Source organism: Mycobacterium sp. shizuoka-1 (assembly GCF_002723835.1).
Taxonomy (GTDB): Bacteria; Actinomycetota; Actinomycetes; order Mycobacteriales; family Mycobacteriaceae; genus Mycobacterium.
Genome location: NZ_BEWG01000001.1, coordinates 40,110 through 64,308 on the forward strand (window position 1 = coordinate 40,110; position 24,199 = coordinate 64,308).

20 protein-coding genes are annotated in these 24,199 nt (G+C 68.1%); 12 read left to right on the top strand and 8 right to left on the bottom strand.

The genetic code is table 11. The annotated features are described in order from the left end of the window. Positions 1-61: 61 nt before the first annotated feature. Positions 62-2,365 (bottom strand): isocitrate lyase ICL2, encoded by a 2,304-nt coding sequence (aceA, locus tag MSZK_RS00215; RefSeq protein WP_099243622.1) that lies wholly within the window; start codon positions 2,363-2,365, stop codon positions 62-64. Between the two features lie 524 nt (positions 2,366-2,889). Between aceA and MSZK_RS00220 the strand changes: the two genes are divergently transcribed. The 3 genes from MSZK_RS00220 (at position 2,890) to MSZK_RS00230 (ending at position 5,774) form a co-directional block, all read left to right on the top strand. Next, on the top strand, positions 2,890-4,065 hold the full coding sequence (locus tag MSZK_RS00220) for an MCE family protein (protein WP_371411266.1): 1,176 nt from the start codon (positions 2,890-2,892) through the stop codon (positions 4,063-4,065). A gap of 95 nt (positions 4,066-4,160) precedes the next feature. Further along, positions 4,161-4,358: a ferredoxin gene (locus MSZK_RS00225; RefSeq protein ID WP_099243626.1), complete on the top strand. Its 198-nt coding sequence runs from the start codon at positions 4,161-4,163 to the stop codon at positions 4,356-4,358. Further along, on the top strand, positions 4,359-5,774 hold the full coding sequence (locus MSZK_RS00230) for an APC family permease (RefSeq protein ID WP_199203128.1): 1,416 nt from the start codon (positions 4,359-4,361) through the stop codon (positions 5,772-5,774). It begins immediately after the preceding gene. On the opposite strand, the gene MSZK_RS00235 is transcribed toward MSZK_RS00230, so the two are convergent. The 7 genes from MSZK_RS00235 to MSZK_RS00265 all read right to left on the bottom strand — a co-directional run bounded on the left by MSZK_RS00235 (position 5,771) and on the right by MSZK_RS00265 (position 13,727). Continuing rightward, positions 5,771-6,310: a glycoside hydrolase gene (locus MSZK_RS00235; RefSeq protein WP_099243628.1), complete on the bottom strand. Its 540-nt coding sequence runs from the start codon at positions 6,308-6,310 to the stop codon at positions 5,771-5,773. The genes MSZK_RS00230 and MSZK_RS00235 overlap by 4 nt on opposite strands. Positions 6,311-6,621: 311 nt before the next feature. Further along, positions 6,622-7,533, bottom strand: a complete 912-nt coding sequence (locus MSZK_RS00240) for an enoyl-CoA hydratase (protein WP_099243630.1) — start codon at positions 7,531-7,533, stop codon at positions 6,622-6,624. A gap of 29 nt (positions 7,534-7,562) precedes the next feature. Continuing rightward, positions 7,563-9,032, bottom strand: a complete 1,470-nt coding sequence (locus MSZK_RS00245; RefSeq protein ID WP_099243632.1) for an AMP-binding protein — start codon at positions 9,030-9,032, stop codon at positions 7,563-7,565. Then, complete coding sequence (locus MSZK_RS00250; protein WP_099243634.1) at positions 9,029-9,811, bottom strand: SDR family NAD(P)-dependent oxidoreductase; 783 nt, start codon at positions 9,809-9,811, stop codon at positions 9,029-9,031. Before MSZK_RS00250 ends, MSZK_RS00245 begins: the two co-directional genes overlap by 4 nt. Beyond that, positions 9,804-11,375 carry an AMP-binding protein gene (locus MSZK_RS00255; protein ID WP_233211043.1) on the bottom strand — a complete coding sequence of 524 codons (1,572 nt, stop codon included), beginning with the start codon at positions 11,373-11,375 and terminating at the stop codon, positions 9,804-9,806. The genes MSZK_RS00250 and MSZK_RS00255 overlap by 8 nt, the downstream gene beginning before the upstream one ends. Positions 11,376-11,380: 5 nt before the next feature. Continuing rightward, positions 11,381-12,121, bottom strand: a complete 741-nt coding sequence (locus MSZK_RS00260) for a GntR family transcriptional regulator (protein WP_099243636.1) — start codon at positions 12,119-12,121, stop codon at positions 11,381-11,383. 1 nt (position 12,122) lies between these two features. After that, positions 12,123-13,727, bottom strand: a complete 1,605-nt coding sequence (locus MSZK_RS00265; protein WP_099243638.1) for an SMP-30/gluconolactonase/LRE family protein — start codon at positions 13,725-13,727, stop codon at positions 12,123-12,125. A 152-nt stretch (positions 13,728-13,879) separates the two neighbouring features. Here MSZK_RS00265 and MSZK_RS00270 point away from each other — a divergent pair, with 152 nt between their 5' ends. The 9 genes from MSZK_RS00270 (at position 13,880) to MSZK_RS00310 (ending at position 24,193) form a co-directional block, all read left to right on the top strand. Continuing rightward, positions 13,880-14,728 (top strand): SDR family NAD(P)-dependent oxidoreductase, encoded by an 849-nt coding sequence (locus MSZK_RS00270; protein ID WP_099243640.1) that lies wholly within the window; start codon positions 13,880-13,882, stop codon positions 14,726-14,728. Further along, a complete protein-coding gene (locus MSZK_RS00275; RefSeq protein ID WP_099243642.1) occupies positions 14,725-16,083 on the top strand; it encodes an SRPBCC family protein in 1,359 nt (452 codons plus the stop codon). Before MSZK_RS00270 ends, MSZK_RS00275 begins: the two co-directional genes overlap by 4 nt. Before the next feature lie 63 nt (positions 16,084-16,146). Next, complete coding sequence (locus tag MSZK_RS00280; protein WP_099243644.1) at positions 16,147-18,000, top strand: NAD(P)/FAD-dependent oxidoreductase; 1,854 nt, start codon at positions 16,147-16,149, stop codon at positions 17,998-18,000. Continuing rightward, positions 18,001-18,888 carry an SDR family NAD(P)-dependent oxidoreductase gene (locus MSZK_RS00285; RefSeq protein ID WP_099243646.1) on the top strand — a complete coding sequence of 296 codons (888 nt, stop codon included), beginning with the start codon at positions 18,001-18,003 and terminating at the stop codon, positions 18,886-18,888. Continuing rightward, complete coding sequence (locus MSZK_RS00290) at positions 18,885-20,036, top strand: CaiB/BaiF CoA-transferase family protein (protein WP_099243648.1); 1,152 nt, start codon at positions 18,885-18,887, stop codon at positions 20,034-20,036. The genes MSZK_RS00285 and MSZK_RS00290 overlap by 4 nt, the downstream gene beginning before the upstream one ends. Continuing rightward, positions 20,036-21,196 carry an acyl-CoA dehydrogenase family protein gene (locus MSZK_RS00295; protein WP_099243650.1) on the top strand — a complete coding sequence of 387 codons (1,161 nt, stop codon included), beginning with the start codon at positions 20,036-20,038 and terminating at the stop codon, positions 21,194-21,196. The genes MSZK_RS00290 and MSZK_RS00295 overlap by 1 nt, the downstream gene beginning before the upstream one ends. Then, positions 21,193-22,086, top strand: a complete 894-nt coding sequence (locus tag MSZK_RS00300) for an acyl-CoA dehydrogenase family protein (protein WP_099243652.1) — start codon at positions 21,193-21,195, stop codon at positions 22,084-22,086. The genes MSZK_RS00295 and MSZK_RS00300 overlap by 4 nt, the downstream gene beginning before the upstream one ends. Next, the gene (locus tag MSZK_RS00305; RefSeq protein WP_099243654.1) at positions 22,083-23,246 is read left to right on the top strand and encodes an acyl-CoA dehydrogenase family protein; all 1,164 of its coding nucleotides are present in this window, start codon (positions 22,083-22,085) and stop codon (positions 23,244-23,246) included. Before MSZK_RS00300 ends, MSZK_RS00305 begins: the two co-directional genes overlap by 4 nt. Continuing rightward, complete coding sequence (locus MSZK_RS00310; protein WP_099243656.1) at positions 23,246-24,193, top strand: acyl-CoA dehydrogenase family protein; 948 nt, start codon at positions 23,246-23,248, stop codon at positions 24,191-24,193. The genes MSZK_RS00305 and MSZK_RS00310 overlap by 1 nt, the downstream gene beginning before the upstream one ends. Positions 24,194-24,199 lie beyond the last annotated feature (6 nt).

Genomic DNA, 24,199 nt, shown 5'->3' on the forward strand with positions numbered 1-24,199 from the left:
GCTTCTCGCACTTTCACGGCGAGACGTCGGTTTGGGCGAGGGGTGCGCCGAGATCGGCGGCTCAGTCCTGCTTGGCGATCAGCCGTTTGAGCGCCACCTGGTCGGGGTTGAGCAGCTCGGCGATCCGGTCGTGGTTGACGTCGGCGACGATGATCTCGCCGACGTCCTTGTGGACGTCGCTGAAGATCCCGTGCGCCTTCATCTTGTCGGCCTGATAGATGTTGTCCTCGGTGGGCGTCACGTAATACACGGCGTCGGCCTTGAACCGGTGCACCATCCACAGGTGGATCAGTGTCATCAGGCGCTTCTGCCGCAGCTTCTCGGCGAAGGTGTTCTGGTCGCGCACGGTCAGGATGCTGCGACCGTGGCGGTCCTTGATCGGGTCGACGAGCACATTGGCCAACAGCTCTTCGTCGCCGCCGTCCTCCCGGGCCCCGTAGATGCCGAGCTCGAGCACCTCACCGCCGGCCCGGCGTGGCCGCAGGGACACCCGCAACTTCTCGCCGAGCTCGTAGTGTTCGCTCCACAGCGCCAGCCACTCTTCGAGGAGCTTCTTGGGCACCTCGGTCTGCACCAGGTGCTGGTGTTGTGTGGAGCCCTTGCCCATCGACTTCGTCGTGGCGGTGCGGCCCGACGATGCTGCCAGCGCGGCGTCGCTACGCGGACCGCCGACCAGGGTTTGCGGTGTGCGGTAAGGGGATTCGACCAGCCGCATCTTGCGCTGCAGGCGAGCCAGTGCCAGCATGCCGTCCTGGCGCAGGGCGGTGGCGAACTCCTCGGCCGCCACGCCGTCGATCTGGTGACCGCCGTAGGTCATGAAGTTGAAGACGAAGCCCATCTTGCCGAGTTCCTCGGGGAAGGCCCGCATATCCTCGTCGGTCATCCCGGTGGTGTCCCAGTTGAACGAGGGGGAGAGGTTGTAGGCCAGCATCTTGTCCGGGTAGACCGCGTGCACCGCCTCGGCGAATTCACGGGCGTCGGCCAGGTCGGCGGTCTTGGTCTCCATCCAGAGCAGATCCGCAAACGGTGCGGCAGCAAGGGATTTCGCAATGGCATACGGGATGCCGCCGCGCACCTGGTAGTAGCCCTCGGGGGTCTTGGCGCGCTCGGGATCCCACGCCGCGTCCACGCCGAGTTCGCGGGCCTTCTCCCGGGCGGCATACAGCGACGCGGTCTTGGCGAACTCCCGCCACTGCGCGGCGCTCATGTCGTGCGGTTCGCCTTCGGCCTCACGGAAGGTCAGAAGTTCGGCCACCGCGCCGCCGTAGGTGTCCAGTCCGGCGTCGTCCTGCCAGGCGTCGACGAACGCCGACTCCACCTTGTCGAACAGCGCGTCCAGCGAGTGCTCCCGGCCCTCGCGCCAGGCCGCGGCCTGCTCGGCGATCTGATCGGCGATGCCCTGGCGCTGCAGCCAGGCGTCGGCCACCGCGTATTCGCCCTCGGGCAACGCGTACAACAGGTGCCCGTTGAGCTCGGTGACACCCGCCTCGTAGAAGCGTCGCACCATCGCCAGGAAGCAGGACTTGTAGGGCGGCACCTTGAGGTTCGTCGCTCCCAGCAGGAACGGCTGATCGCGCTCGTCGGCGCGGCTGTCGATCAGATTGGCCGCCTCGGCGTCGGTGCGGGCCACGATGATTCCCGGCACCTTCATGATGTCGAGCTGGAAGCGGGCGGTGTTGAGTCGCTTGAGTTGCTCGTCGCTGGGCACCAGCACCTTGCCGCCCTGATGGCCGCACTTCTTGGTGCCCGGACGCTGGTCCTCGATGTGATAGCCCGCCACGCCGGCCTCGACAAACCGCCGAATCAGGTTGCGCACGTGAGGATCTCCGCCGTGCCCCGTGTCGGCGTCGGCGATGATGAACGGCCGGTAGTCGACGGCAGGCGTGGCCGCCCGCTGCTCGGGTGTCATCTGCAACCGGAGATACTGCTGATTGCGGTCGGCGGTCAACAGCGCACGCACCAGACCGGCCGCCTCGTCGGGCACCTGGCTCAGCGGGTAGCTGGCGAGGTCGGGGCCGGGGTCCTCGGTGGTCGAGCCCTTCGCCGAGGTCGCCCAGCCGCCCAGGTAGATGCCCTCGATACCCATCCGCTTCATGGTCACCGCCTGGCCCGGCGAGTACGGGCCGAACGTGGTGATGCTCTTCTTGGCGGCGAACAGCTCGCGCAGGCGCTGGTAGAACGCGGTGGAAGCCTCCCGCGCGACCGAGTAGTCGACCGGGATCGTGCCACGCTGTTCGACCACCTGGTTCGCGGTGTAGAGCCGGGTGATGCCCTCGAACCGCGGACTGTCGAAGTACTGCTGGGTGTCGGCGACCTCGCGTTGATGAGGCGATTGGGTCTGCGCGCCCGCTTCGATGATGGACATGGATCTCACGCTCCTCGCTGAGCTGTTTCCCGCCGGCGACAACCCCCGGACGACGATCTCGATTATCCCGACTCCGTCGCCGGCTGTTGTCGGTTTGGCCCACCACCGGCCGCCGGCGTCGGCGTCGTTCCGCGGCCTGGTGTCAGCAACTCGCGGCATGCGCGGTGCCCAGCAAATTCGAGACGGGAATTCCGACGGTGGTGTGCGCCGATCGCATGGATATCGGGGGAGGAGTCCGGAATTGGTTATGCACGAGCGACTTTCGCTGACGCAATTCTGTCCGGCTATTTATTGACGATTGTGACAGAATAATTCGATGACCGAGCCGATGGCGAATTGTGCCGATGCCGCTCACGCCATTTCGAAATCAGGTACATTCCTGTGGTCCGCCGCACTGTCGGAGGTGAGTGTGGCGGGGTCGTTCCGCTGGGGTCGGGGTGAGGAGGCGACATGTCCGGCCACAGGCCGTGGGATGACGACCCCGACCGTTGGGTATCGCCGTGAGCCGGCGTGAACGGCCACCGCTGAAGACCGCCGGTGCGCTGTTCCTGGTCCTGATCGTCGGCGTGGTCACGCTGATCTATCTGCAGTTCCGGGGTGACCTGTCGCCGAGCGCGACGTTGACGATGGTCTCCAAGCGCGCCGGCCTGGTGATGGATGCGGGATCGAAGGTGACCTACAACGGGGTCATCATCGGGCGGGTGGCCAAGGTCGCCGAGGCCGAGCGCGACGGTCGGACGATCGCCAAGGTGACCCTCGACGTCGATCCCCGCTATCTGGCCAGCATTCCGTCCAACGTGCATGCCGACATCAAGGCCAGCACGGTCTTCGGCAACAAATACGTCGCACTGACCACGCCGAAGAACCCGGCGTCGACCCGGCTGTCCAGCTCCGACATCATCGACGCGTCGACGGTCACCACCGAGTTCAACACCCTCTTCGAGACCGTCACGTCGATCGCCGAGAAGGTCGACCCGGTCAAGCTCAACCTGACGCTGTCGGCGACCGCCGAGGCGCTGAGCGGACTGGGCACCAAGTTCGGCCGGTCCTTGGTGAACGGTAACGCCGTGCTCGACGACATCAACCCGCAGATGCCGCAGATCCGCCGCAACGTGGTGGGTCTGGCCGATCTTGCCGACGTCTACACCAAGGCCAGCCCGGATCTGTGGAGTGCGCTGGACAATCTGGCCACCACCGCACACTCGCTGAATGCCCAGCAGAAGGACATCGACGCTGCGCTGCTGGCTTCGATCGGATTCGGCAACACCGGCGCGGACATCTTCGAACGCAGCAGCCCCTACTTCGTGCGCGCGATGTCGGATCTGATCCCCAGTACCCGGCTGCTCGACAAGTACAGCCCCGAATTCTTCTGTGGCATCCGCAACATCGCGCAGGCGGCGCCGGCCGCGCTGGAGGCCTTCGGCGGCAACGGTTATTCGCTCAACACGGTGACCGAGATCGTCGGGGCACCGAATCCCTACGTCTATCCCGACAATCTGCCCAGGACCAACGGCCAGGGCGGGCCCGGCGGGGCACCGGGGTGCTGGCAGACGATCGACCGGAACTTCTGGCCGGCGCCTTACCTGGTGGTCGACGACGGTGCCTCGCTGGCGCCCTACAACCACTTCGAACTCGGCCAGCCGCTGCTCACCGAATATGTCTGGGGCCGCCAGGTCGGGGAGAACACGATCAACCCGTGACGGCGGCAGATCGGGTGATCCGACCCGACGTCGCGCGGTCCGCGGTTACCCTGAGCCGGGCCAACTGAGGGGGCTGACCAGAAAGGTTGCCGGCGATGCGGGTTCGTCTCGAGCGGTCCAGATGCGTGGGCCATGCACAGTGCTATGCCGTGGACCCGGAGCTGTTCCCGATCGACGACATGGGCTATTCGATCCTGGTCGACCATGATGTCGACCCGGGGGACGAGCAACGCACCCGCGACGGGGTGGCGGCCTGCCCGGAGGAGGCATTGGTCCTCGACGAGGAGGACTGAGTGCCGCTGCGGCGCAGCCTCACCGTCTGGTCGGCGGTCGGGGTGTCGGTGGCTCTGATGGCCCCGTCGATGGCGATCAACATCAATCCGCAAGGCACCGCCGCCGCTGTGGGCCGGGCGGTGCCGCTGGCCTTTCTGCTGGCCAGCGTCGGCGTTCTGCTGATCGCGCACACCTTCGTCCGGCTGTCGCAGCGGTTCAGCCACGCCGGCAGCGTGTACGCGTTCGTCGGCCTCACGCTCGGGCCGCGCGCAGGGAGCGTCGCAGGCTGGCTCAACGCGGGTACCTACGTGTTCTACGGCGTGGTCACGTCCACCGCCGCAGGCATCTTCCTGACCGATCTGGCGCGCACGGTGGCCGCTCCCCGCGAATTGCCGGACTGGGTGGCCTACCTGTTCGCCTGGCTGGTGCTCGCCGCGGTGTGGTGGCTCTCGGTCCGTGAGATCCGTGGTGGCACAACGCTGTTGCTGATCACCGAAGGCCTGACGATCCTGCTGATCCTGGTGGTCGCCGCGATCACGCTCGGGAAGCTGATCACCGGACATACTCCCGGCGGGCGGGGAGTGGACATGTCGGTGTTCACCGTCGCCTCGGGCACCTCGGTGTCGACGGTGTTCCTCGGCGTGGTCTTCGGGTTCCTGTCGTTCGCCGGTTTCGAGGCCGCGGCCACCCTCGGCGAAGAGACGCAAGACCCGCGGCGCAACATTCCCCGGGCCATTCTGGGCACTGCGCTTTTCGGCGGGGTGTTCTTCGTCGTGGTCACGGCCATCGAGATGATGGCCTTCGGCACCGATGCCGACGGTGTGGCGGCTTTCGTGAAATCCGAAGCGCTGATGGGTGATATCGCGCAGCAATACGTCAGCCCGTGGCTGGCGTATGTGATCGTCGTCGGTGCGACGTTCAGCGCAGCGGCGTGCTGTCTGGCCAGTGTCGTCGGTGCCAGCCGGCTGATCTTCGCGCTGAGCCGTGACGGGTTGGGCCCACGACCGCTGGCTGCTGTGCATCCCGGCCGCAACGTTCCGCACCTCGCCGCGACCGCGAGCGTGGTGCTGGTGGCCGCGATCCAGGCGGGCGGCGCGGTGGTGTTGCGGGCCAAGCCCTTCGACGTCTTCAGCATTGCGGCGACGGCCGGCACCCTGATCCTGCTGGTGGCGTACGCGCTGACGACCCTGGGCGCTGTTCGGCTGTTGTTCCTCGGCGCGGGTGGTCACATCCGCAAGAGCGAAGTGGTGATCCCGGTACTCGGTCTGGCGCTGCTGGGATACACCCTGTACCGCAACGTCATTCCGTGGCCACAAGGAAGTGCGCTGTGGGGTCCGGGGTTGGCCGTCGCCGTGCTGATCGGCGTAGGTGTCGCTGTGCTCTCCCGCCCCGCCGCGGCCCGCGAGGCCGGGGCGAAACTGGCCGCGCAGCGTTAGGCGGGCTGGGGGACGGAGTCTGCCGGCGGCGGCGCGATCTGGGCGTCGGCCGGGACGATGGCGCCGGCCGGCGCGGGGGCGTCCGGAGCAGGGGCCTCGGTGGGTGCCGGCGGCGGCGGTGCGTCGGGTGCCGGCGGCGGGGCGAGCGGATCGGTCATCTCGTCGGCCGGCATCGGCAGGTACATGTGGTGGGTGAACTGCGGCTGGTAGGCACCGCCGCCACCGATGCGGACGCCACCGCCCTCCCCGCTGGACACCGGGGTGCCGTCGGGCAGCGTGACCGCGGTGTGGCGGCCGTTCCAGCCGATCACCAGAGAGTTGGGCGCGGTTCCGTAATGAAACCCGCGGGCGAGCAGGGCGGCTTCCTCGTTGCCGGTGTGGAACCGGCTGCCGAACGCGGGCCTACCGGTGGCCACATTGGACACCCAGGAAGCCAGCCCTGAGCAGTCGGTGCCGGCCGGACTGTCCCCACCGGGGATGTACGGCGTACCCGACACCTGACTGATCAGGGTCATCAACGTCGCGATTGCAAACATGTGGCCGAAAGTAACAACTAATTTGCGCGCGTACCAAAGTCTGTGCTTTCCACCACGTTTCGCAAATTTGTGTGTCCCACACAACAATTACCGTGATAAATCAGAACTGAATCGGCTGATGCGACTTTGCGCGATGTGCGAATTAAACGACATCACAACATATTTCGGCAAGTCTGGTCTGCCGGACATGCGAAGGCCGAGTGTTCGACACCAGTGCTGGTGGCCGCTCGTCGTGATACGGATGTGACGACTTGATCGATTCAGGCGAGGTCAAAACGGTGCGGCGCCGTGACCGCGGAGCGCACTCGGCGCTAACCGTCGGCGCGTACCTGGTCCTTGACCGCCGGCACGATCGGCGGGGCGGTCCGCCAGTTGGGCAGGCCGTCGGACTCCAGGCCGACCGGCCAGCCGTTTTCGTGCACCTGAGCCCAGTGCGAGTGGTTGAGCTGGTGCAGCGTGAAGCAGGCGTTCAGCGAGTTGTAGAAGCCCATGTTGTCGACCGTCTGGTTGACCGCTTCCTTGGCCAGCAGCGCCGCCATCGTCGGCACCTCGGCGATCCGGCGGGCGAACGCGAGCGTCTTGTCGGCCAGCTCGTCCTGTGGAAAGACCTTCGAGATCATGCCCAGTTGATAGGCCTCGTCGACGGTCATCGCGTCGCCGGTGAGCATCAGCTCCTTGGTCTTGCGAGGTCCGAACTCCCAGGGGTGGGCGAAGTACTCGACACCGCACATGCCCAGCCGGGTGCCCACCACGTCGGCGAACCGGGTGCCCTCGGCCGCCACGATCAGGTCGCAGGCCCACATCAGCATCAGCGCCGCCGCGTAGACATCGCCGTGCACCTGGGCGATGGTGATCTTGCGCAGGTCGCGCCAGCGGCGGGTGTTGGCGAAGAAGTGCTGCCACTCCTGCAGCATCAGGCTCTCCGCGCCGTGGCGGGTGCCTCCGTTGACCTGATAGCTGGGGTGCTGGTCGGGGCCGGGGGTGAACTCGGCGCGCGACACCGACGAGCCGAGATCGTGGCCGGAGGAGAACATCGGACCGTGTCCGCCCAGAATCACCACCCGGACCGTGTCGTCGGCCTCGGCCCGTAGGAAGGCCTCGTTGAGCTCCACCAGCAGGCCACGGTTCTGGGCATTGCGCGCCTCGGGCCGGTTGAGCATGATGCGGGCGATACGCCCCTCGTCGAGGTCTTCGTAGGTGATGAAGCGGTAATCGGTCGACATATCGGCATTCTATGCAGAGGAGAACGGGGTTACCCGAGCCGGGCGCGCAACTCGCGCTTGAGCACCTTGCCATAGCTGTTCTTGGGCAGGTCGTCGACGAAGACATAGCGCTTCGGGCGCTTGAAGCGGGCGATCCGGTCGAGCAGGTGAGCGTCGAGTTCGTCCTCGGCCGCCCCGCCGACAACGAAGGCCACGACCACCTCGCCCCACTCCTCGTCCGCCGCGCCCACCACAGCGGCCTCCGTCACGCCCGGATGCTCCAGCAGCGCTTCCTCCACCTCCCGGGGATAGATGTTGCTTCCTCCGCTGATCACCACGTCCTTGGACCGGTCCCGCAGCGTCAGGTAACCGTGCCGGTCGAAGGAGCCCAGATCGCCGGTGTGCAGCCAGCCGTCTCTGAGCGTGTCACTGGTCGCGGGGGCGTTGTTCCAGTACCCGGACATCACCACGTCCCCGCGGCAGACGATCTCGCCGACTTCGCCCGCCTCGACCGGGACCCCGTCGTGGCCCACTACCGCGACCTCGACGCCGGAACGTGGATAGCCCACCGAGCCGAGGACGGTGTCGTCGGACGACGAATGATCGGCGCGGCGCAATCCGGTGATGGTCATCGGCGACTCGCCCTGGCCGTAGATCTGGGCGAAGACCGGTCCGAACGCCGTCATCGCCTTCTTGAGGCCGTCCACGTACATCGGGCCGCCGCCGTAGACGATCGTTCGCAGCGAGGCGGGGGCGGCCCGCCCGGTTCCGACCAGTCGCTGGATCATGGTGGGCGCCAGAAACGCCGACGATCCGGGATGCGCGGCGCACAGGTCGAGGAACTCGTCGGGATCGAACGCCCCGGAGGCGGGCACGACCTGGCGCGCGCCGCGCAGCACGTAGGGCGCCAGATAGAGCCCCGACCCGTGCGACATCGGCGCGGCATGGAGCAGAGCGCACGTCTCGTCGGGGGAGTCGATATCGGCCAGATGCGCCACGGTCATCGCGGTGAGGTTGCGATGCGACAGCATGGCTCCTTTGGAGCGACCGGTGGTGCCGCTGGTGTAGAAGAGCCAGGCCAGCGCCGACGGATCGGTGGCGGGCACCGTCGCCGGTACGCCGCCGAAGAGCTGCTCGTAATCCGGGCCGCCGATGACCTCCACCACCATCGACGCCCGCGGGGTCAGTTCGGCGGCGATCTTCGGTGACGCGAATACGGTTGCCGCAGAGCAGTCGTCGAGGATCTGCCCCATCTCTCGCGGATGAAGCTTGGCGTTGATCGGCACGAGTACGCACTGCGCCGCCCACACCCCGTAGAAGATTTCGACGATCTCCGACCGGTTCTCGCTGGCGATCGCGATCCGCTCCCCAGGCGGGTACCTGCGGCGAAGTGCGGCCGCCAGGCGCAGCGCACGCTCGTGGAGTTCGTGCCAGGTGTACACCTGACGGTCGCCGAGGTAGACCGCGCCGCGGTCGCCGAATCGAGCGGCGGCCTGATCTAGCGTGGCGAACAGGTTCACTCGGCGACCCAGTGCGAGGACAACGCGTGCTCCGACAGATACTTCGTGGAGCTCCAGCCGCCGTCCACCACGATGGTCTGACCGTTGATGAAACTGCCTGCCGGTGAGCACAGGAACGCCACCGTGCCGGCGACGTCCTCGACCCGCCCCAGCCGCGGATACGGCGTCATCTCGGTGTTGATCTTGCGGAACCGCTCGTCGTCGAGGCGCTGGGCGACCATCGGAGTCACCGTGACTCCCGGGGCCACCGCATTGCTCCGGATCCCTTGCGCCCCATACTGACACGCGATGTGCAGGGTGAGCGCGGTCAGACCGCCCTTGGCGGCAGAATAGGCGCCGCCCCGAAGACCGCCGACCACCGCGAACGTCGAGGTGACGTTGATGATGGCCGAGCCGGGACGCATGTGCGGGATAACCTCGCGCGCCAGCCGGAACGGCGCTCGCAACATGACACCGAGGAAGTAATCCAGCGACTCGTCGTCGGTTTCGTGCAGTGGCTTCGGGCTGCCGACCCCGGCGTTGTTCACCAGCACGTCGATGCGACCCCACCGCGACACCGCGAGATCGACGATCCGCCGTGGGGCGTCGTCGTCGGTGAGGTCCACGGCCAGCGTGGCCACCCGGTCGGGGTCGCCGATCGCCTCGGCCAGTGCGTTCAGCCGGCCGGCGTCACGCCCGGTGCCGACCACCGCCATGCCTGCCGTGGCGAGTGTTATGGCGCAGGCAAATCCGATTCCGCTACTCGCACCGGTCACCACTGCTACCTGTACATCATTCATCCGCCTCGACCAATCTTGCTCGGATCCGATGTTTGAGCACTTTTCCGGCGTCATTGCGAGGCAGCTCCTCCCAAATGGCGACCTGTTCGGGCCACTTGAAGGTGGCCACGCCGGCGGTCCGCAGGAACGCGCGCAGATCGGCGACATCGGGACCGGGCCGCCGGTCGGTGACCACCACGGCGCAGGCACGCTCCCCGGTGCGCGGATCGGGTACGCCGACGATCGCGATCTCGCGGATCGCCGGGTGGCCGAGCAGGACGTCCTCGACCTCTTTGGGAGCGATGTTCTCGCCGTTGCGGATCACCAGATCCTTGGCCCGGCCGGTGACGGTGAGGTAGCCGTCGGCGGCCCACTCGCCCAGATCGCCGGTGCGGAAGTAGCCGTCGGCGTCGAACGCCTCCGCGTCGTCCTCGGGATGCAGGTAGCCCAGCAGCATCTGGGGGCCGCGGGCGCGGATCTCGCCGGCCACGATGGCGATGTCGGCGATGCCGGGCCGGCCGTCGGTGTCGGCGGCGCGGTCGGGATCATCGGGTGCGCCGACGGTGGTGACCGGGACCTCGGTGCAGCCGTACACCCGGCTGACCAACGCGTGCTCGAAATGGTCTGCGGCGCGCCGGATCAACGCCGGCGGCACCGAGGCGCCCCCGCAGATGAACACCCGAAGGTCCGGCAGCCGGGTGCCGGCGCGGCGGGCCGCGGCCAGGATCTGGTCAAGGAATGGCGTCGCCCCGGCCAGGTGCGTGCAGCGTTCGGCGTCCAACAAGGCGACGGCAGCCTCGGGATCCCAGCGATCCATCAGCACCGCGGTGGTGCCGAGCAGGACCGGACATTCGAAGGCATAGATGGATCCGCCGATGTGGGCGATGGGGGAGGGCACCAGGAACACCGACCTGGGTTCGACCCGCCAGTGCCGGCCGATCTGCCGGATCAGGGCATGAATCGAATTATGGCTGTGCAGAACGCCCTTCGGCGCTCCGGTGGTGCCCGAGGTGTACAGGATCATCCGAACCGCATCGGGGTCGAGCGCCGGGATCGGGGCCGAACTGCCGCAGCCGTCCAGCAGCGCCGAGAACCGGACCTGCCCGGGCCGGGGCTCGCCCCGCACCACGACCACGGTGGGCGGGGAGGCCATCGCGGCGGTGACCCGCTGCAGCATCGACGGATAGTCGTGGCCGGCGAAGTGGGCGGGGACGACGATCATGCGCACCTCGGCATCGGCCAGGATGTACGACAGCTCGTGGTCGCGAAGTGACGGCAGGATGGGGTTGACGATCATCCCGGCGATCGTCGCGGCGTGGTAGACGATCGCCGCCTCGTGCCAGTTCGGCAGCATGAACGAGAGCACGCTGCCGACCGGCATGCGGTCCCGCAACGCCTCGGCCAGGCGCTTCGCCCGGGTATACAGGGTGGCGCAATCCAGGCGCACCGGTCCGTCGACGAGGACCTCCCGTCGTGGGGTGTCGCGCGCCGCGGCGGCCAGTGCGTCGGCCAGGGTTTCGCGCACCCACAGCCCGTCGGCGTAGGCGCGCTGAGCGAGCTCGGGATTTCGCGTCGGGGTGCGCACGCCCGCTAGCCCTTCACCCGCCGCATGGTCATCGAATGGCGGAACCGGTCCCCGGGATGAGTGTTCACCGTGACCTGTGCGACCTCGCCGTCGGATGTCGTGTAGGTGCGCAGCATCTCGAGCGCGGGCGTGCCCGGCTCGACGTTCAGAGCGTCGGCCAGGTCCTGGCCGATGTGCACGGCCGAGATCTCCTGGCGGACTTCGACGATGCTGAGCCCGAACAGGTCCTCGATGAGCGGGAAGATCGGCCCGGTGTGGTTCTGCAGCATCCTGCCGACGCCCGCGAACGCCCGGTTGATGTAGTACTCGGCGCTACAGACCGGAGTGTCGGCGCCTTCGGTGCGCCGGAAACCCCGCACCGCCAGCCACTGTTCTCCGACGGCGAGGCCGGTGCGCTGCGCCAGTTCAGCGTCGATGGTGATCATGGCGGTGGATTCGATGGCGAAGCGAGCGCCGGTCGCAAAGGCCAGCAGGTCGTTGATCGACACGACGTCCTGGACGTAGGCGTGGGACGACGGCCGTGGCACCACCGTGGTGCCCGCCCGTGGTCGGGACGACACCAGGTTGTCCTCGCGCAGGCGCCGCAGTGCCTCTCGAACGGTGTAGCGGCTCACCGAGAATCGTTGGCAGAGTTCATGTTCGGTGGGCAGTTGGGAGCCGACGGGATATACCCCGTCGACGATCTCCTTGCGGAGCGTGCGGGCTACCTGGATGTAGCGGTGGTCTGCAGCCTCGGCCGGTGTCATCTCAACTCCTTCGGCGCACCGCGAGCACACTGCCGTCGGCGTCCGCCGAGACGTACAGCGTCCCGTCTCGCCCCGCGGCGATTCCGGCGAACGGGCCCTGAGGGCCCGAGAACGGTGGCATTCCGCGCAGCGGTTTCGGGGTGACCCCGGGCGGTGCGCCGATCGGGAGGCCCGCCGCGATGGTGGTGCGGGTGCCGCGGGACAGGTCGACCTCGATCAGCGACCTGGCCTGCGCATCGACGATGTAGAGCAGGTCGCCGGAGACCAGAATTCCCTGCGGACAGTCCAATTCGTCGACCGCGGTCGTGACCGTGGCGCCGTCGACCCGGCTCACCCGGCCGCGCTCGCTGATCAGCGGGGTGCCGTCGGGCCCGATGGCCACACCGACGGGGGTGTCCAGCCCGGTGGCCAGGACGTCGGCCCCGTCGCCGGACACCGAGAGCAACCGGCCGGTGCCCTGCTCCACCGCCAGGGTCCCGCGCGGCCCGGTCACGACTCCGTACAGCTGATCCAATCCGTCTGCCAGGATCTCGCTTTCGCCGTCGGCAGGCCGATAGCGCGCCACCTGGCCGCCCGAGGTGGTCACCACGAACTCGCCGGGCCCGGCCGCGGCCAGACCGCGCACGAAACCGGGATAGCCCGCACTGAACAGCATTCCGAGGGTATGCAGGGTGCCGTCGGCCCCGAGCCGGTAGAGATACGTGCCGTCGGCGACATACAACTCGCCGTCGGGTCCCACCGCGAGATCGAGCGGCCAGTTGAGTCCGCCGGGCAAGACGGGCCGGGTGTCGCCGGGGCCGAGGATCTCGGTGATCTCACCGGTGAAGTTCGAGACGAACAGCCTGGTGCCGACGAAGGTCAGGTTGTCCAACCCGGGACGAAGGCCGGCCAGCACCGTCTGCGCGCCGGTCCGCGGGTCGATCCGCAGCACCTGGCCGCTGTGCACCTGAGTGGAGACCACATCGCCGTGCTGGTCGAACTTGACGGCGTCGGGCACGCCGAGACCGGTCGCGACGACCTGCGGTGTGCCGCCGTCGGGATCGATGCGCCAGATCTCGTTGGCGCCCATGACCGGGAAGTAGAGCAGCCCGTCGGGACCGACCTCCATCGCGTTCGGCGAGGGCACATTCTCCAGCAGCACGCGTGCCCGGCCGTTGGTGGGATCGAGCTCCAGCAGCCGGCCACCGTCACGGCACTCGCCGACGAACAACCGCCCGCGATACACCGTGATCCCGTTCGCGCACGGCAGGTCGTCGCGCAGCACCCGGGTGGTTCCGTCAGCCGCGCAGCGGACGCTGACCCTGCCGTCCATCACCTCGGTGGCGTACAGATTCCCGGCATCGTCGAAGGCGACGTCGTCGGGCGCGATGATGTCGCCGCCCTTGGCGCTGATCGTGTCGAGAGAGCCGGTGGCGACATCCAGTGCGCTGATCTGGCTGCCAGTGACCTGGGCGATGTACACCCGGCCGTCGGGGCCGGTGCGCAGGCCGTTCGCGCCGAACAGCCGGCTGGGCGCGCAGCGGCGTTCGACGGTCCAGCCGTCGGCCACAGTCGGCGGCTGACCCAGGCGAAAGCGCGCGGCCTGCTGCGCCATCAGCGGTGTCATCGCGGTGACCGTACCAAGCCAATGTAGTCCAGACAATAGACACGAGGGTTCCGTGATTACCCCTTGACGGTGCGATAACTGCTGCGGAATCATGTTCTCCAACCAGTAGAGTCTAGCTATTTGTCTGGACAAATGGTGGACGGAAGTAGGTCATGGCGGATCTCCTGCGGCTCGACGGCCGCGTCGTGGTGGTGTCGGGCGCCGGGGGCGGCGGTATCGGCACGGCCGTGACCGAGATGGTCGCGCGGGCCGGCGCCACCGTCGTCGCGGTCAGCCGGTCCCGGGACAATCTCGACACCCATCTCGGCCCGCTCATCGCGGGTGGACTGCCGATCGTGCCGGTTGCCGCCGACGCCGCCACCGACGCCGGGATCGCCACCGTGCTGGACGCGGTACGCGACGTCGACGGCGGCCTGCATGGTCTGGTCAACATCGCCGGCGGCGCGGCCCCCGACACCTGGATGCCCGCCACCCGGGTCAGCCGCGCCGACTGGCGGGCCCTGTTCACCACCAACCTCGAGACCATGGTCTTCATGAGCCAGGCGGTGGCCACCGAGATCCGCTCGGGCGGCGGCTCGGGCTCGATCGTGTCGGTGTCGTCCATCAGCGGCATGAACACCGCGCCGTTCCACATCGCCTACGGCACCGCCAAGGCCGCGATCGTGGCGGCCACCCGGACCCTGGCGCTGGAACTCGCTCTCGACGACATCCGGGTGAATGCCGTCGCACCCGGGGTCACCGAGACCGTGGCCTCGCGTGCCTACGTCGACCCCGATCCCGACCGTGACCGCACCGCGATCGCGATGGGGCGGCGCGGACGACCCGAGGAGCAGGCCGGTCCGATCCTGTTCCTGCTGTCCGACCTGTCGAGCTACATCACCGGCCAGACCCTGCTCGTCGACGGCGGGATCGATCTGCGCTGGAGCCACCTGGGTGCCGACAACACGTCGTTGTTCCTCAAGGACGACGACTTCCGTGATGCCATCCGGAGGAATGCATGAGCGATATCGAAGAACTGGCCGAACCGATGACCATCGGGGTGCAGGCCTACCTCTCGCCGGAATACGCCCGCGCCGAACGAGACCGGCTGTGGCGCAAGGTCTGGCAGCAGGTCGGCCGGGTAGAGGAGCTCGCCGAGATCGGCAGCTATCTGACCTACGAGATCCTCGACGACTCGATCATCGTGGTGCGTACCGGCGACGGCGGTACCGGTGACGACTTCGCTGCGCACCACAACGTGTGCATGCATCGGGGCCGTCGGCTCATCGACACCCCACCCGGAGCGAAACACGCCGTGGGGCGGGCCCGTAAGTCGTTCGTCTGCGGCTTCCACGGCTGGACCTATGGCCTGGACGGCACCTGCACCCACATCCGGGAAGAGGCCGACTGGCAGGGTGCGCTCAGCCCGGCCGACACCCGGCTGCGGGCGGTGAAGGTGGATACCTGGGGCGGCTGGCTGTGGATCAACATGGATCCCGACTGCGAGCCGCTGGCCGACTTCCTGCACCCGGCGGCCAAGATCCTCGACCCGTTCGGACTGGAGAACATGCGCTGCAAATGGCGCAGGTGGGTGCATTTCGACTGTAACTGGAAAGTCGCCCTCGAGGCCTTCAACGAGACCTACCACGTGTTCACCACCCACCCGGAGTTCAACAAGTTCGGTGAGTTCAAAGGCTGGGCCAAGGCGCAGGGCCGGCACTCCAACATCGGCTACGACGCACCCGACGATCTGGCCGAGACAAAGTCCAAGATCCGGCTGGGAACCGGCGATCCGCGGATCTCCACCGCCGAGATGCAGGTGTACACGATGGCGGAGACCAACGCGACCACCACGCAGACGCTGGTGAACGCCGCTCTGCGACTGGTGGACGAGCTGCCCGAGGGCACCCCGGCCGACAAGGTACTCGAACACTGGCTGGCTTCGGCGCGTCGCGACGACGAAGCGCGGGGCGTGGTGTGGCCGACCATCCCGGCCGACATCCTGGGACAGAGCGGAACCGCCTGGCAGCTGTTCCCGAACTTCCAGATCGGGCAAGGCCTGACCAGTGCACTCTGCTATGGCGCGCGCCCGGACCCCGGATACGACCCGGACAAGTGCATCTTCGAGGTCTCGGTATTCGAGCTGTACCCCAAAGGTGCTCAGCCGCAGACGGACTGGGAGTACACCCCGGTCGGCGACCCGCGGTGGCGCAGCGTGCTGCCGCAGGACTTCTCCAACATGGCCGCCGTTCAGCAGGGGATGAAGTCGCTGGGATTTCCCGGCACCCGACCCAACCCGTACCGCGAACGCAGCACCGTCAACCTGCACTACCAGCTGTCGAAGTACATGGGTACCGGTGAACCCCGCACATTGTGATTTCGGTGCGATTTCCGTCGCTGCGCGAACGTTTTCGCGCCGAAATCCCGAGAAGGAGAACGGATGACCACCGCGGAGTGCGGACCGACCCAGACGCCCGACGACATCGACATCGAGGCCCTGCGGGAGAAGTACCGCGTCGAGCGGGACAAGCGGCTGCGCCGGGACGGGTCCGCCCAGTACCTGGAGCTCGGGGGCGAGTACGCACAGTTCTCCGAGATCGACCCGTACACCCCGGTGGCGCAGCGTGATCCGATCACCGAAGACGCGGAGGTGGTGGTGCTCGGCGGTGGGTTCGCCGGGTTGCTGGCCGGCGCCTACCTGACCAAGGCCGGCGTGCACGGCGTGCGGATCATCGAGATGGCCGGTGACTTCGGCGGGGTGTGGTACTGGAACCGGTTCCCCGGGATTCAGTGCGACAACGACGCGTACTGCTACATTCCGCTGTTGGAAGAACTCGATTTCATGCCGTCGAAGAAGTTCGCCGACGGCGCGGAGATCTACATGCACTGCCGCAACATCGGCAAGCACTTCGGACTGTACGACGGGGCGCTGTTCTCCACGCAGGTGCGCGAACTGCGCTGGGATGGCGCTCGCAAGCGGTGGCGGATCCGCACCGATCAAGGGGACGACATCCGGGCGCGGTTCGTGGTCATGGCGCAGGGCGCCTATCACCGACCGAAGCTGCCGAACATCGGCGGCATCAAGGACTACCTGGCTGCCGGCGGGCACGTGTTTCATTCCGCCCGGTGGGATTACGAGTACACCGGTGGGGACGCCAACGGCGGGCTGGTCAAGCTGGCCGACAAGCGGGTCGCACTCGTCGGCACCGGCGCCACCGGTGTGCAGCTGGTTCCGCACCTGGGCCGAGACGCCGAGCACCTGTTCGTGTTCCAACGCACCCCGTCCTCGGTGGACGAGCGGACCAACACGCCCACCGACCCAGCGTGGGCTGCGACGCTTCAGCCGGGTTGGCAACAGCAGCGCAAACGCAACTTCCACAACTGGTCACCGTTCGTCGGCGTGGTGTTCGGGGAGCCGGATCTGGTCTGCGATTTCTGGACCGAGCTCGGGCGCAACCTGACCGCGCGGATCGCGGCCTGCGCCGATCCGGCCTCGGTGAGCATCGAGCAGATCATGGCGTTCCGGGAAGAGGAGGACTTCAAGATCATGGAGCGCCTGCGGCGGCGGATCGCTGGCCTGGTCACCGATCCCGCCACCGCGGAGGCGCTCAAGCCGTACTACCGGTTCATGTGCAAGCGACCGTGTTCCAGCGAGAACTATCTGCCCACGTTCAACCGGTCCAACGTGACACTGGTCGACGTCGCCGACGCCAAGGGAGTGGACCGGCTGAGCGCGAAGGGAATCGTTGCCAACGGGGTCGAATACGAAGTGGACTGCGTGATCTTCGCCAGCGGTTTCGAGATCTCCACCGAGATCAGCCGCCGCTATGCGATCGACACCATCGAGGGCCGCGACGGGGTGTCGCTGTTCGACCACTGGAAGGACGGTTATCGGACGCTGCACGGGATGACCAGCCGGGGATTCCCCAATCAGTTCTTCACCGGATTCATCCAAGGCGGTGTCTCGGCCAACACCACCGCGATGTTCGAGCAGCAGGCCGAGCACATCGCCTACATCATCGCCGAGGCGCAGAAGCGCGGCGCGACGACCGTCGAGCCGAGTCAGCGCGCCCAGGATGCGTGGGTGGCTACCGTCCGGGAGCTCTCGATCGACAACTCGGCGTTCGAACTATCGTGCACCCCAGGCTATTACAACAACGAAGGCCGCGGCGGGGCCGAGGGCAACGGGTCGTTCCTCGGCGACTTCTATGCGCCCGGCTTCTACGCCTTCGATGAGCTGATCGCGCAGTGGCGGGCCGCGGGCGATCTCGACGGCCTGGAACTCGGACGTTAGATGACGACCGCACGATTCGACGGTCAGGTCGCTGTCATCACCGGCGCGGGCCGGGGACTGGGCCGCGAGTACGCGCTGCTACTGGCCCGCCTGGGCGCCACGGTCGTGGTCAACGACTGCGACACCGCACCGGCGCAGCAGGTCGTCTCGGAGATCCTCGCGGCCGGCGGGCAGGCGCTCGCCGCGACGGAGTCGGTGGCCGACCCGAACGGGGCGCGGGCGATCGTGGCGGCGGCCGCCGAGCGGTACGGACGCCTCGACGTGGTGATCCACAACGCCGGGATCGTCCGGCGCGCCCCGCTGAGTCAGATGACGGTCGAGGACTTCGACGCGGTACTCGACGTCCACCTGCGCGGTGCATTCCTCCTTGTGCGGCAGGCCTTTCCGCTGATGTGCCAGGCCGGCTACGGACGGGTGGTGTTGACGTCCTCGATCGGCGGGCTGTACGGCAACCACACGGTGGCCGGCTATGCCGCCGCCAAGGCCGGGGTGATCGGACTGTCCCACGTGGTCGCGCTGGAGGGTGCCGAGCACGGCGTGCGATGCAACGTCATCGTCCCCGCCGCGGTGACCAGGATGGCAGAGGGCCTGGACACCTCCGCCTATCCGCCGATGGGGGCTGATCTGGTCGCTCCGGTCGTCGGCTGGCTGGCGCATGAATCCTGTTCGGTCACCGGGGAAGTCCTGACCGCCATCGCGGGCCGGGTGGCCCGGATCGCGACGGTCGAATCCGCCGGGGTGTACCAACCGGCGTGGACCGTCGACGACGTCGGCGCCCACATCGGGGCCATCTGCGACATCACCGACCCGGTGGTGTTCCCGGTCGTGCCCGACGGGCACAACGCCCATCTGAGCCACAGTTTCGCGATGGCACGGGGTCAGGCATGACCGGCCCGCTTGCCGGGATCCGGGTGGTCGACCTCACCGCGATGGTGATGGGCCCGTACTGCACCCAGATCATGGCCGACATGGGGGCCGAGGTCATCAAGGTCGAACCGCCCGCGGGCGACGACACCCGATATGTGTCCGCCGGCCCGGCGCCTGGCCTGAGTGGTGTGTTCGTCAACGTCAACCGCGGCAAGCGCAGCGTCGTCCTCGATCTGCGCTCAGTGTCCGGCGCGGCGGCCCTGCGCGCCCTGATCGCCGATGCCGACGTGTTCATCCACTCGATGCGCGCCAAGGCGATCGCCCGACTCGGATTCGGCTACCCGGAGGTCGCGGCCATCAACCCGGCGATCGTCTACACCAACTGCTACGGGTACGGCAGGCGCGGACCCGACCGCGACCGCCCCGCCTACGACGACACCATCCAGGCCGAGTGCGGGCTGCCCGCCGTGCAGGCCGAATTGACCGGGGAGGCCAACTATGTGGCCACCATCGTGGCCGACAAAGTGGCCGGTCTGACCGCGGTGTACGCGACGACGATGGCCCTGTTCCACCGCGAACGCACCGGGGAGGGACAGGAGGTGGAGGTCGCGATGTTCGAGACGATGGCCTCGTTCATGCTCGTCGAGCATGCCAACGGCGCGATGTTCGACCCGCCGCTGGGGCCGGCGCTGTATCAGCGCACCGTGGCGCCAAACCGCAAGCCGTACCGGACCAAGGACGGGTACCTGTCGGCGCTGATCTACAACGACCGGCACTGGTCGAGCTTCATCGACGCGGTTGCGCCGGCCTGGCGCAGCGACCGGTACGCCACGCTGGCGGCCCGGGCCGCCGACATCGACACCGTGTACTCGTTGGTGGCGCAGACCATGACCGAACGCACCACCGCGGAGTGGCTGACGCTGTTCGTGGAGCTGGAGATTCCTGCCGCGCCGCTGAACTCACCGCAGGCGCTCTTCGACAGCGACCACCTGCGCGAGGTCGGCTTCTTCGAGACGGTGGGCACCGCGCAGGGGCCGGTCCGGATGCCCGGTGTGCCGACCTGGTTTTCCCGCACCCCGGGCCGGGTCGGCGGTCCGGCCCCCGAGCTCGGGGCCGATACCGCGCAGGTGCTCGCCGAACTGGGACTGGCGGACGTGGAGAGCAGATGATGGACTTCGACATGGGGTCGGCCGCATCGCAGCTGCGGTCCCGGCTGCGCGATCTGGTGAGCGAGCATGTCCCCGAAGGCTTCCTGGGGGCGTTCACCGACGATCCCGCCGATTTGGAAGCCGCGCAGCGGTTCTGCCGGACACTGGCCGCGCACGAGTTGCTCTGCCCGGCCTGGCCGCCGGAGTTCGGCGGGCGCGGTGCGTCGGTCTGGGAGCAGACCGTGATGCGGGAAGAGATGTGGGCCCACCACGAGCCGCGAGGCGCTCAGTACATGGGGGTGAACTGGGTGGGGCCGACGCTCATGCGCTACGGCACCGAAGCCCAACAGCGCCAGCATCTTCCGCCCATCGCCCGGGGCGAGGTGATCTGGTGCCAGGGCTTCTCCGAGCCGGAGGCCGGATCCGATCTGGCATCGCTGCGCACCCGGGCGCGGCGTCCCGCCGACGGCTCGGCCGGCTGGCGGATCAGTGGCCAGAAGATCTGGACGTCGTACGCGACGATGGCCCAGTGGTGCTTCCTTTTGGTGCGCACCAGCACGGCCGAGAAGAAACAGCAGGGTCTGTCGATCTTCCTGGTGCCGATGGACCAGCCGGCGATCGAGGTCCGTCCCATCCGGACCATGATGGGGCCGCACCACCTCAACGAAGTGTTCTTCGACGAGGTACCCGTCACCGAGGCCGACCTGCTCGGGCCGCTGGACGGCGGCTGGTCGATCGTGTCCGACGTGCTGTCCTTCGAACGAGTCGGCATCGCCCGCTACGCCCGCTGCGAGCGGCTGCTGACCATGGCCCCGCAGTTCCTCGGGGACCGATGGGAACAGCTGCCCGACGATCTGCGCGGGCGCTGGGCGCGGATGCTCGTGCATTGCCGGCGGGCCCGGTTGCTGGCGTACCGGGTGGTGGCGTTGCAGAGCACCGGGCGCATCACGCCCGCTGACGCCGCGGGCTACCGCATCGCGGTCACCACACTGGACCAGGACAGCGCCGAGGTGCTGATGGAGATCATCGCCGAGGTGCCGCGCGGGGACGCCGCGACCGCCGATTACCGTGCCGAGGTCGAGGATCACTGGCGCTACTCCCAGTCCGCGACCGTGGCCTCGGGCAGCATCGAAATGCAACGCATCCTGCTGTCCCGGGCTCTGCTGGCGGCCGCCCGATGATCCTCGAGATGTCCGACGCGGCAACCGAGTACGGTCGGCAGGCCCGGCGTGCTTTCGCGGCAGCCGGCGGCGATGCGCTCGTCCGGCAGGCCGAGGCCGCGGACCGCGGAGCGCTCGTGCTGCCGGTACTGACCGAACTGGGGGCCTTCGACCTCGACGTGCACACCGACCCGGAATCGGCCGAGGCGGCGGCGGCACTGTGCCGCAGCGCCGGCTATTGGGCCCTGCCGTATCCCGTCGCCGAACGGCTGGCGCGGCCGACCGACCTCGACTGCGACGGACTGTTCGTGGTCTGCGAGACCGCGCCGCAGGCCGCCGTGGCGGGACTGCGCGAGCGCTGGGTGGCCGTCACGCTCGACGGGGCCCGCAGCGCCGCGGTCCCGGCCGCTGCGGTCGGTCCCGGTTTTACCGTGGCCCTGCAGCTGACACCGATCGACGCGCTCGGGGCGGGAGATGTCGCGCTCGGCCTGGTGCTGGCGTGCTGGACCTTGCTCGGAATGCTGGACCGCGCCGTCGAACTCACGATCGCCCACGTCAGCGTGCGCACGCAGTTCGGGCAGCCGCTGTCCGCGTTCCAGGGGGTGCAGTTCCAGCTCACCGAGGCCGAGGTGGAACGCAGCGGACTGGAGATGCTCGCCAAACATGCGCTGTGGAGCCGGGACACCGACGATGCCCTGGCGCTACGCCTGGCCGCGATCGAGGCCGCCGACGTGGTGTTTCGGGTATGTCACCAACTGCACGGCGCCAGCGGATTCTGCGACGAGACCACCCTGTCCTGGTTGTCACGCGCCAGCCAGCCCCTGCGCCGGTTGCCCTTCGGGCTGTCCGCCACCCGGGACCGGCTCACCCGGCGCCTCGGCCGCCACGGCCTGACGGGGCTGTTCACATGAGCCTCGCCGGATTTCGGGCTGACGTCCGGGCATGGTGCGAAGACCACGTACCGACCGACTGGCGGGCCCGCCAAACCGGTGCTCGCGAAGCCGAATTCGTAGATTTCCAGAAGGCCTGGTTCGCCGAACTTCGGGCTGCCGGCTTCGCCGTGCCGCACTGGCCTGCGCACTGGGGTGGCGGCATGCCGGTGGACGAGCAGATCGTGCTGTATTCGGAGCTGGCCGCCCACGACGCGCCGCGACTGGTACTGGCGTTCGTCGGCATCCACCACGCAGCGGCCACACTGCTGGTGGCCGGTACCGAGGAGCAGCGCCGCCGGCATCTGCCCGCGATTCTCGACGGCGAGCTCTGGGTCCAGGGCTTCTCCGAACCGGAGGCCGGATCCGATCTGGCCGGCCTGCGCACCACCGCCCGGCGGGTCGGCGACACCTATGTCGTCGACGGTCAGAAGGTATGGGCCAGTGGGGCATCGCATGCCGACTGGTGCCTCCTGCTGGCTCGCACCGATCCCACCGCCCCGAAGCGCCACGGCATCTCGTACTTCCTGCTGGACATGACCAGCCCAGGCATCGAGGTGCGCCCGATTCGCAACGCGGTCGGCGAATCGCACTTCTGCGAAATCTTTCTCGACGGGGTGGAGATCCCGGCGGCCAACCTCGTCGGTGCGGAGAACCACGGCTGGCGGGTGGCCCAGGCCACCCTCGGCACCGAGCGGGGCATGACGATGCTGGAGCTGGCCGAGCGGCTCGGCAACGCGGGCTTCGGATGGCTGGTGCAGGCCTGCCGGCCGATCGACGACGCGGCCGTCGCCGACCGTCTGGCGCAGTTCGAGATCGAGATCGCCGGTCTGCGTGGACTGTGCCGGGACCTGGTGCTGCGTCACGACAGCGGCGCCGCCGGTGCGGCCGATGCCTCGGTGGTGAAGCTGTACTACAGCGAATTGTTGCAGCGGATGACCGATTTCGGTGCCGAGGTGGGTGGGATGGCCGCCCACACCAGGCTCGCCAGGCCGGCCTCCAGCGGCTGGGAGTCCGGGTGCTGGATGCTGGATTTCATCGGCTCTTGGGAGTGGACGATTCCCGGCGGTACCAGCGAGATTCAGCGCACCATCATCGCCGAACGGGGTCTCGGATTGCCGAGAGAACCGAGCGCGACGTGATGGCAAGCCCATTCGACGAGTTCCACGCCGAGCTCCGCTCGGTGGCCGCCGAGCTGCTCGCCAAAGACCGCGCGGTCGAGTGGCCGGTGCTCGCCGACGCCGGGTGGGTCGGTCTCGAGGTGCCCGAGCACCTCGGGGGTGCCGGCGCCACCTTCGCCGAAGTGGCCGTCGTCTGCGAGGAACTCGGCCGCGCGGCCAGTTCCAGCAGCTTTCTCGGCGGTGCCGTGCTGGCGGTAGGTGTCCTGAACAGTTTGCGGCCCAGCGCCATTCGCGACCGGTTGCTCGCCGGGATCGCGTCCGGCACCACCCGGGCGGCCGTCGCCTTCGAACCGTTCGACTTCGTGCCCGATGCCGACGGCGCCGACACGATCCTGGTCGTCACCGACCGCGGGGTCACCGAGGCGACGGCGACCGTCACTGCGCAGCCGGTGCTCGACGAGACGCGCATGCTGGCCCGGGTGACTGTCGAACAGCTCTCGGACGTCATGGCGTTCGCCGACGAGTGCGCCGTGCGCCGGCTGCGCGATCGTGCCGCCGTCGCGGTGGCGTGCGACAGCCTGGGCGTGGCCGAGGCCATGCTGGCCGCCACTGTCGGCTACGTGACGATGCGTCGGCAGTTCGGCAGGCCCGTCGGATCGTTCCAGGCGGTCAAGCACGCCTGCGCCGACATGTACGTGGCGATCGCGGTGTCGCGCCAACTCGTCGGCGCCGCAGTGCGTGCCGTCGCGCAGGACGACCCCGACGCATCCGTTCCCGCCGCGATGGCGAAGTCGTATACCTGCAGTGCCGCCGTCGACATCGCGGGCAAGGCGATGCAGCTGCACGGCGGCATCGGCTACACGTGGGACAGCGGCATCCACGTCTACCTCAAACGGGCCGCGCTGAATCGTTCGCTGTTCGGCTCTCCGGCCGGGTATCGCCACGAACTCGCCCAACGCTATCGGTGAAGCAAT

Excerpts from the sequence above, each read along its gene's own strand:
- aceA (WP_099243622.1), bottom strand. The coding sequence starts at position 2,365 with ATGTCCATCATCGAAGCGGGCGCGCAGACCCAATCGCCTCATCAACGC.
- MSZK_RS00225 (WP_099243626.1), top strand. The coding sequence starts at position 4,161 with ATGCGGGTTCGTCTCGAGCGGTCCAGATGCGTGGGCCATGCACAGTGC.
- MSZK_RS00235 (WP_099243628.1), bottom strand. The coding sequence starts at position 6,310 with ATGTTTGCAATCGCGACGTTGATGACCCTGATCAGTCAGGTGTCGGGT.
- MSZK_RS00240 (WP_099243630.1), bottom strand. The coding sequence starts at position 7,533 with ATGTCGACCGATTACCGCTTCATCACCTACGAAGACCTCGACGAGGGG.
- MSZK_RS00250 (WP_099243634.1), bottom strand. The coding sequence starts at position 9,811 with ATGAATGATGTACAGGTAGCAGTGGTGACCGGTGCGAGTAGCGGAATC.
- MSZK_RS00260 (WP_099243636.1), bottom strand. The coding sequence starts at position 12,121 with ATGACACCGGCCGAGGCTGCAGACCACCGCTACATCCAGGTAGCCCGC.
- MSZK_RS00265 (WP_099243638.1), bottom strand. The coding sequence starts at position 13,727 with ATGACACCGCTGATGGCGCAGCAGGCCGCGCGCTTTCGCCTGGGTCAG.
- MSZK_RS00270 (WP_099243640.1), top strand. The coding sequence starts at position 13,880 with ATGGCGGATCTCCTGCGGCTCGACGGCCGCGTCGTGGTGGTGTCGGGC.
- MSZK_RS00275 (WP_099243642.1), top strand. The coding sequence starts at position 14,725 with ATGAGCGATATCGAAGAACTGGCCGAACCGATGACCATCGGGGTGCAG.
- MSZK_RS00280 (WP_099243644.1), top strand. The coding sequence starts at position 16,147 with ATGACCACCGCGGAGTGCGGACCGACCCAGACGCCCGACGACATCGAC.
- MSZK_RS00285 (WP_099243646.1), top strand. The coding sequence starts at position 18,001 with ATGACGACCGCACGATTCGACGGTCAGGTCGCTGTCATCACCGGCGCG.
- MSZK_RS00290 (WP_099243648.1), top strand. The coding sequence starts at position 18,885 with ATGACCGGCCCGCTTGCCGGGATCCGGGTGGTCGACCTCACCGCGATG.
- MSZK_RS00295 (WP_099243650.1), top strand. The coding sequence starts at position 20,036 with ATGGACTTCGACATGGGGTCGGCCGCATCGCAGCTGCGGTCCCGGCTG.
- MSZK_RS00300 (WP_099243652.1), top strand. The coding sequence starts at position 21,193 with ATGATCCTCGAGATGTCCGACGCGGCAACCGAGTACGGTCGGCAGGCC.
- MSZK_RS00305 (WP_099243654.1), top strand. The coding sequence starts at position 22,083 with ATGAGCCTCGCCGGATTTCGGGCTGACGTCCGGGCATGGTGCGAAGAC.
- MSZK_RS00310 (WP_099243656.1), top strand. The coding sequence starts at position 23,246 with ATGGCAAGCCCATTCGACGAGTTCCACGCCGAGCTCCGCTCGGTGGCC.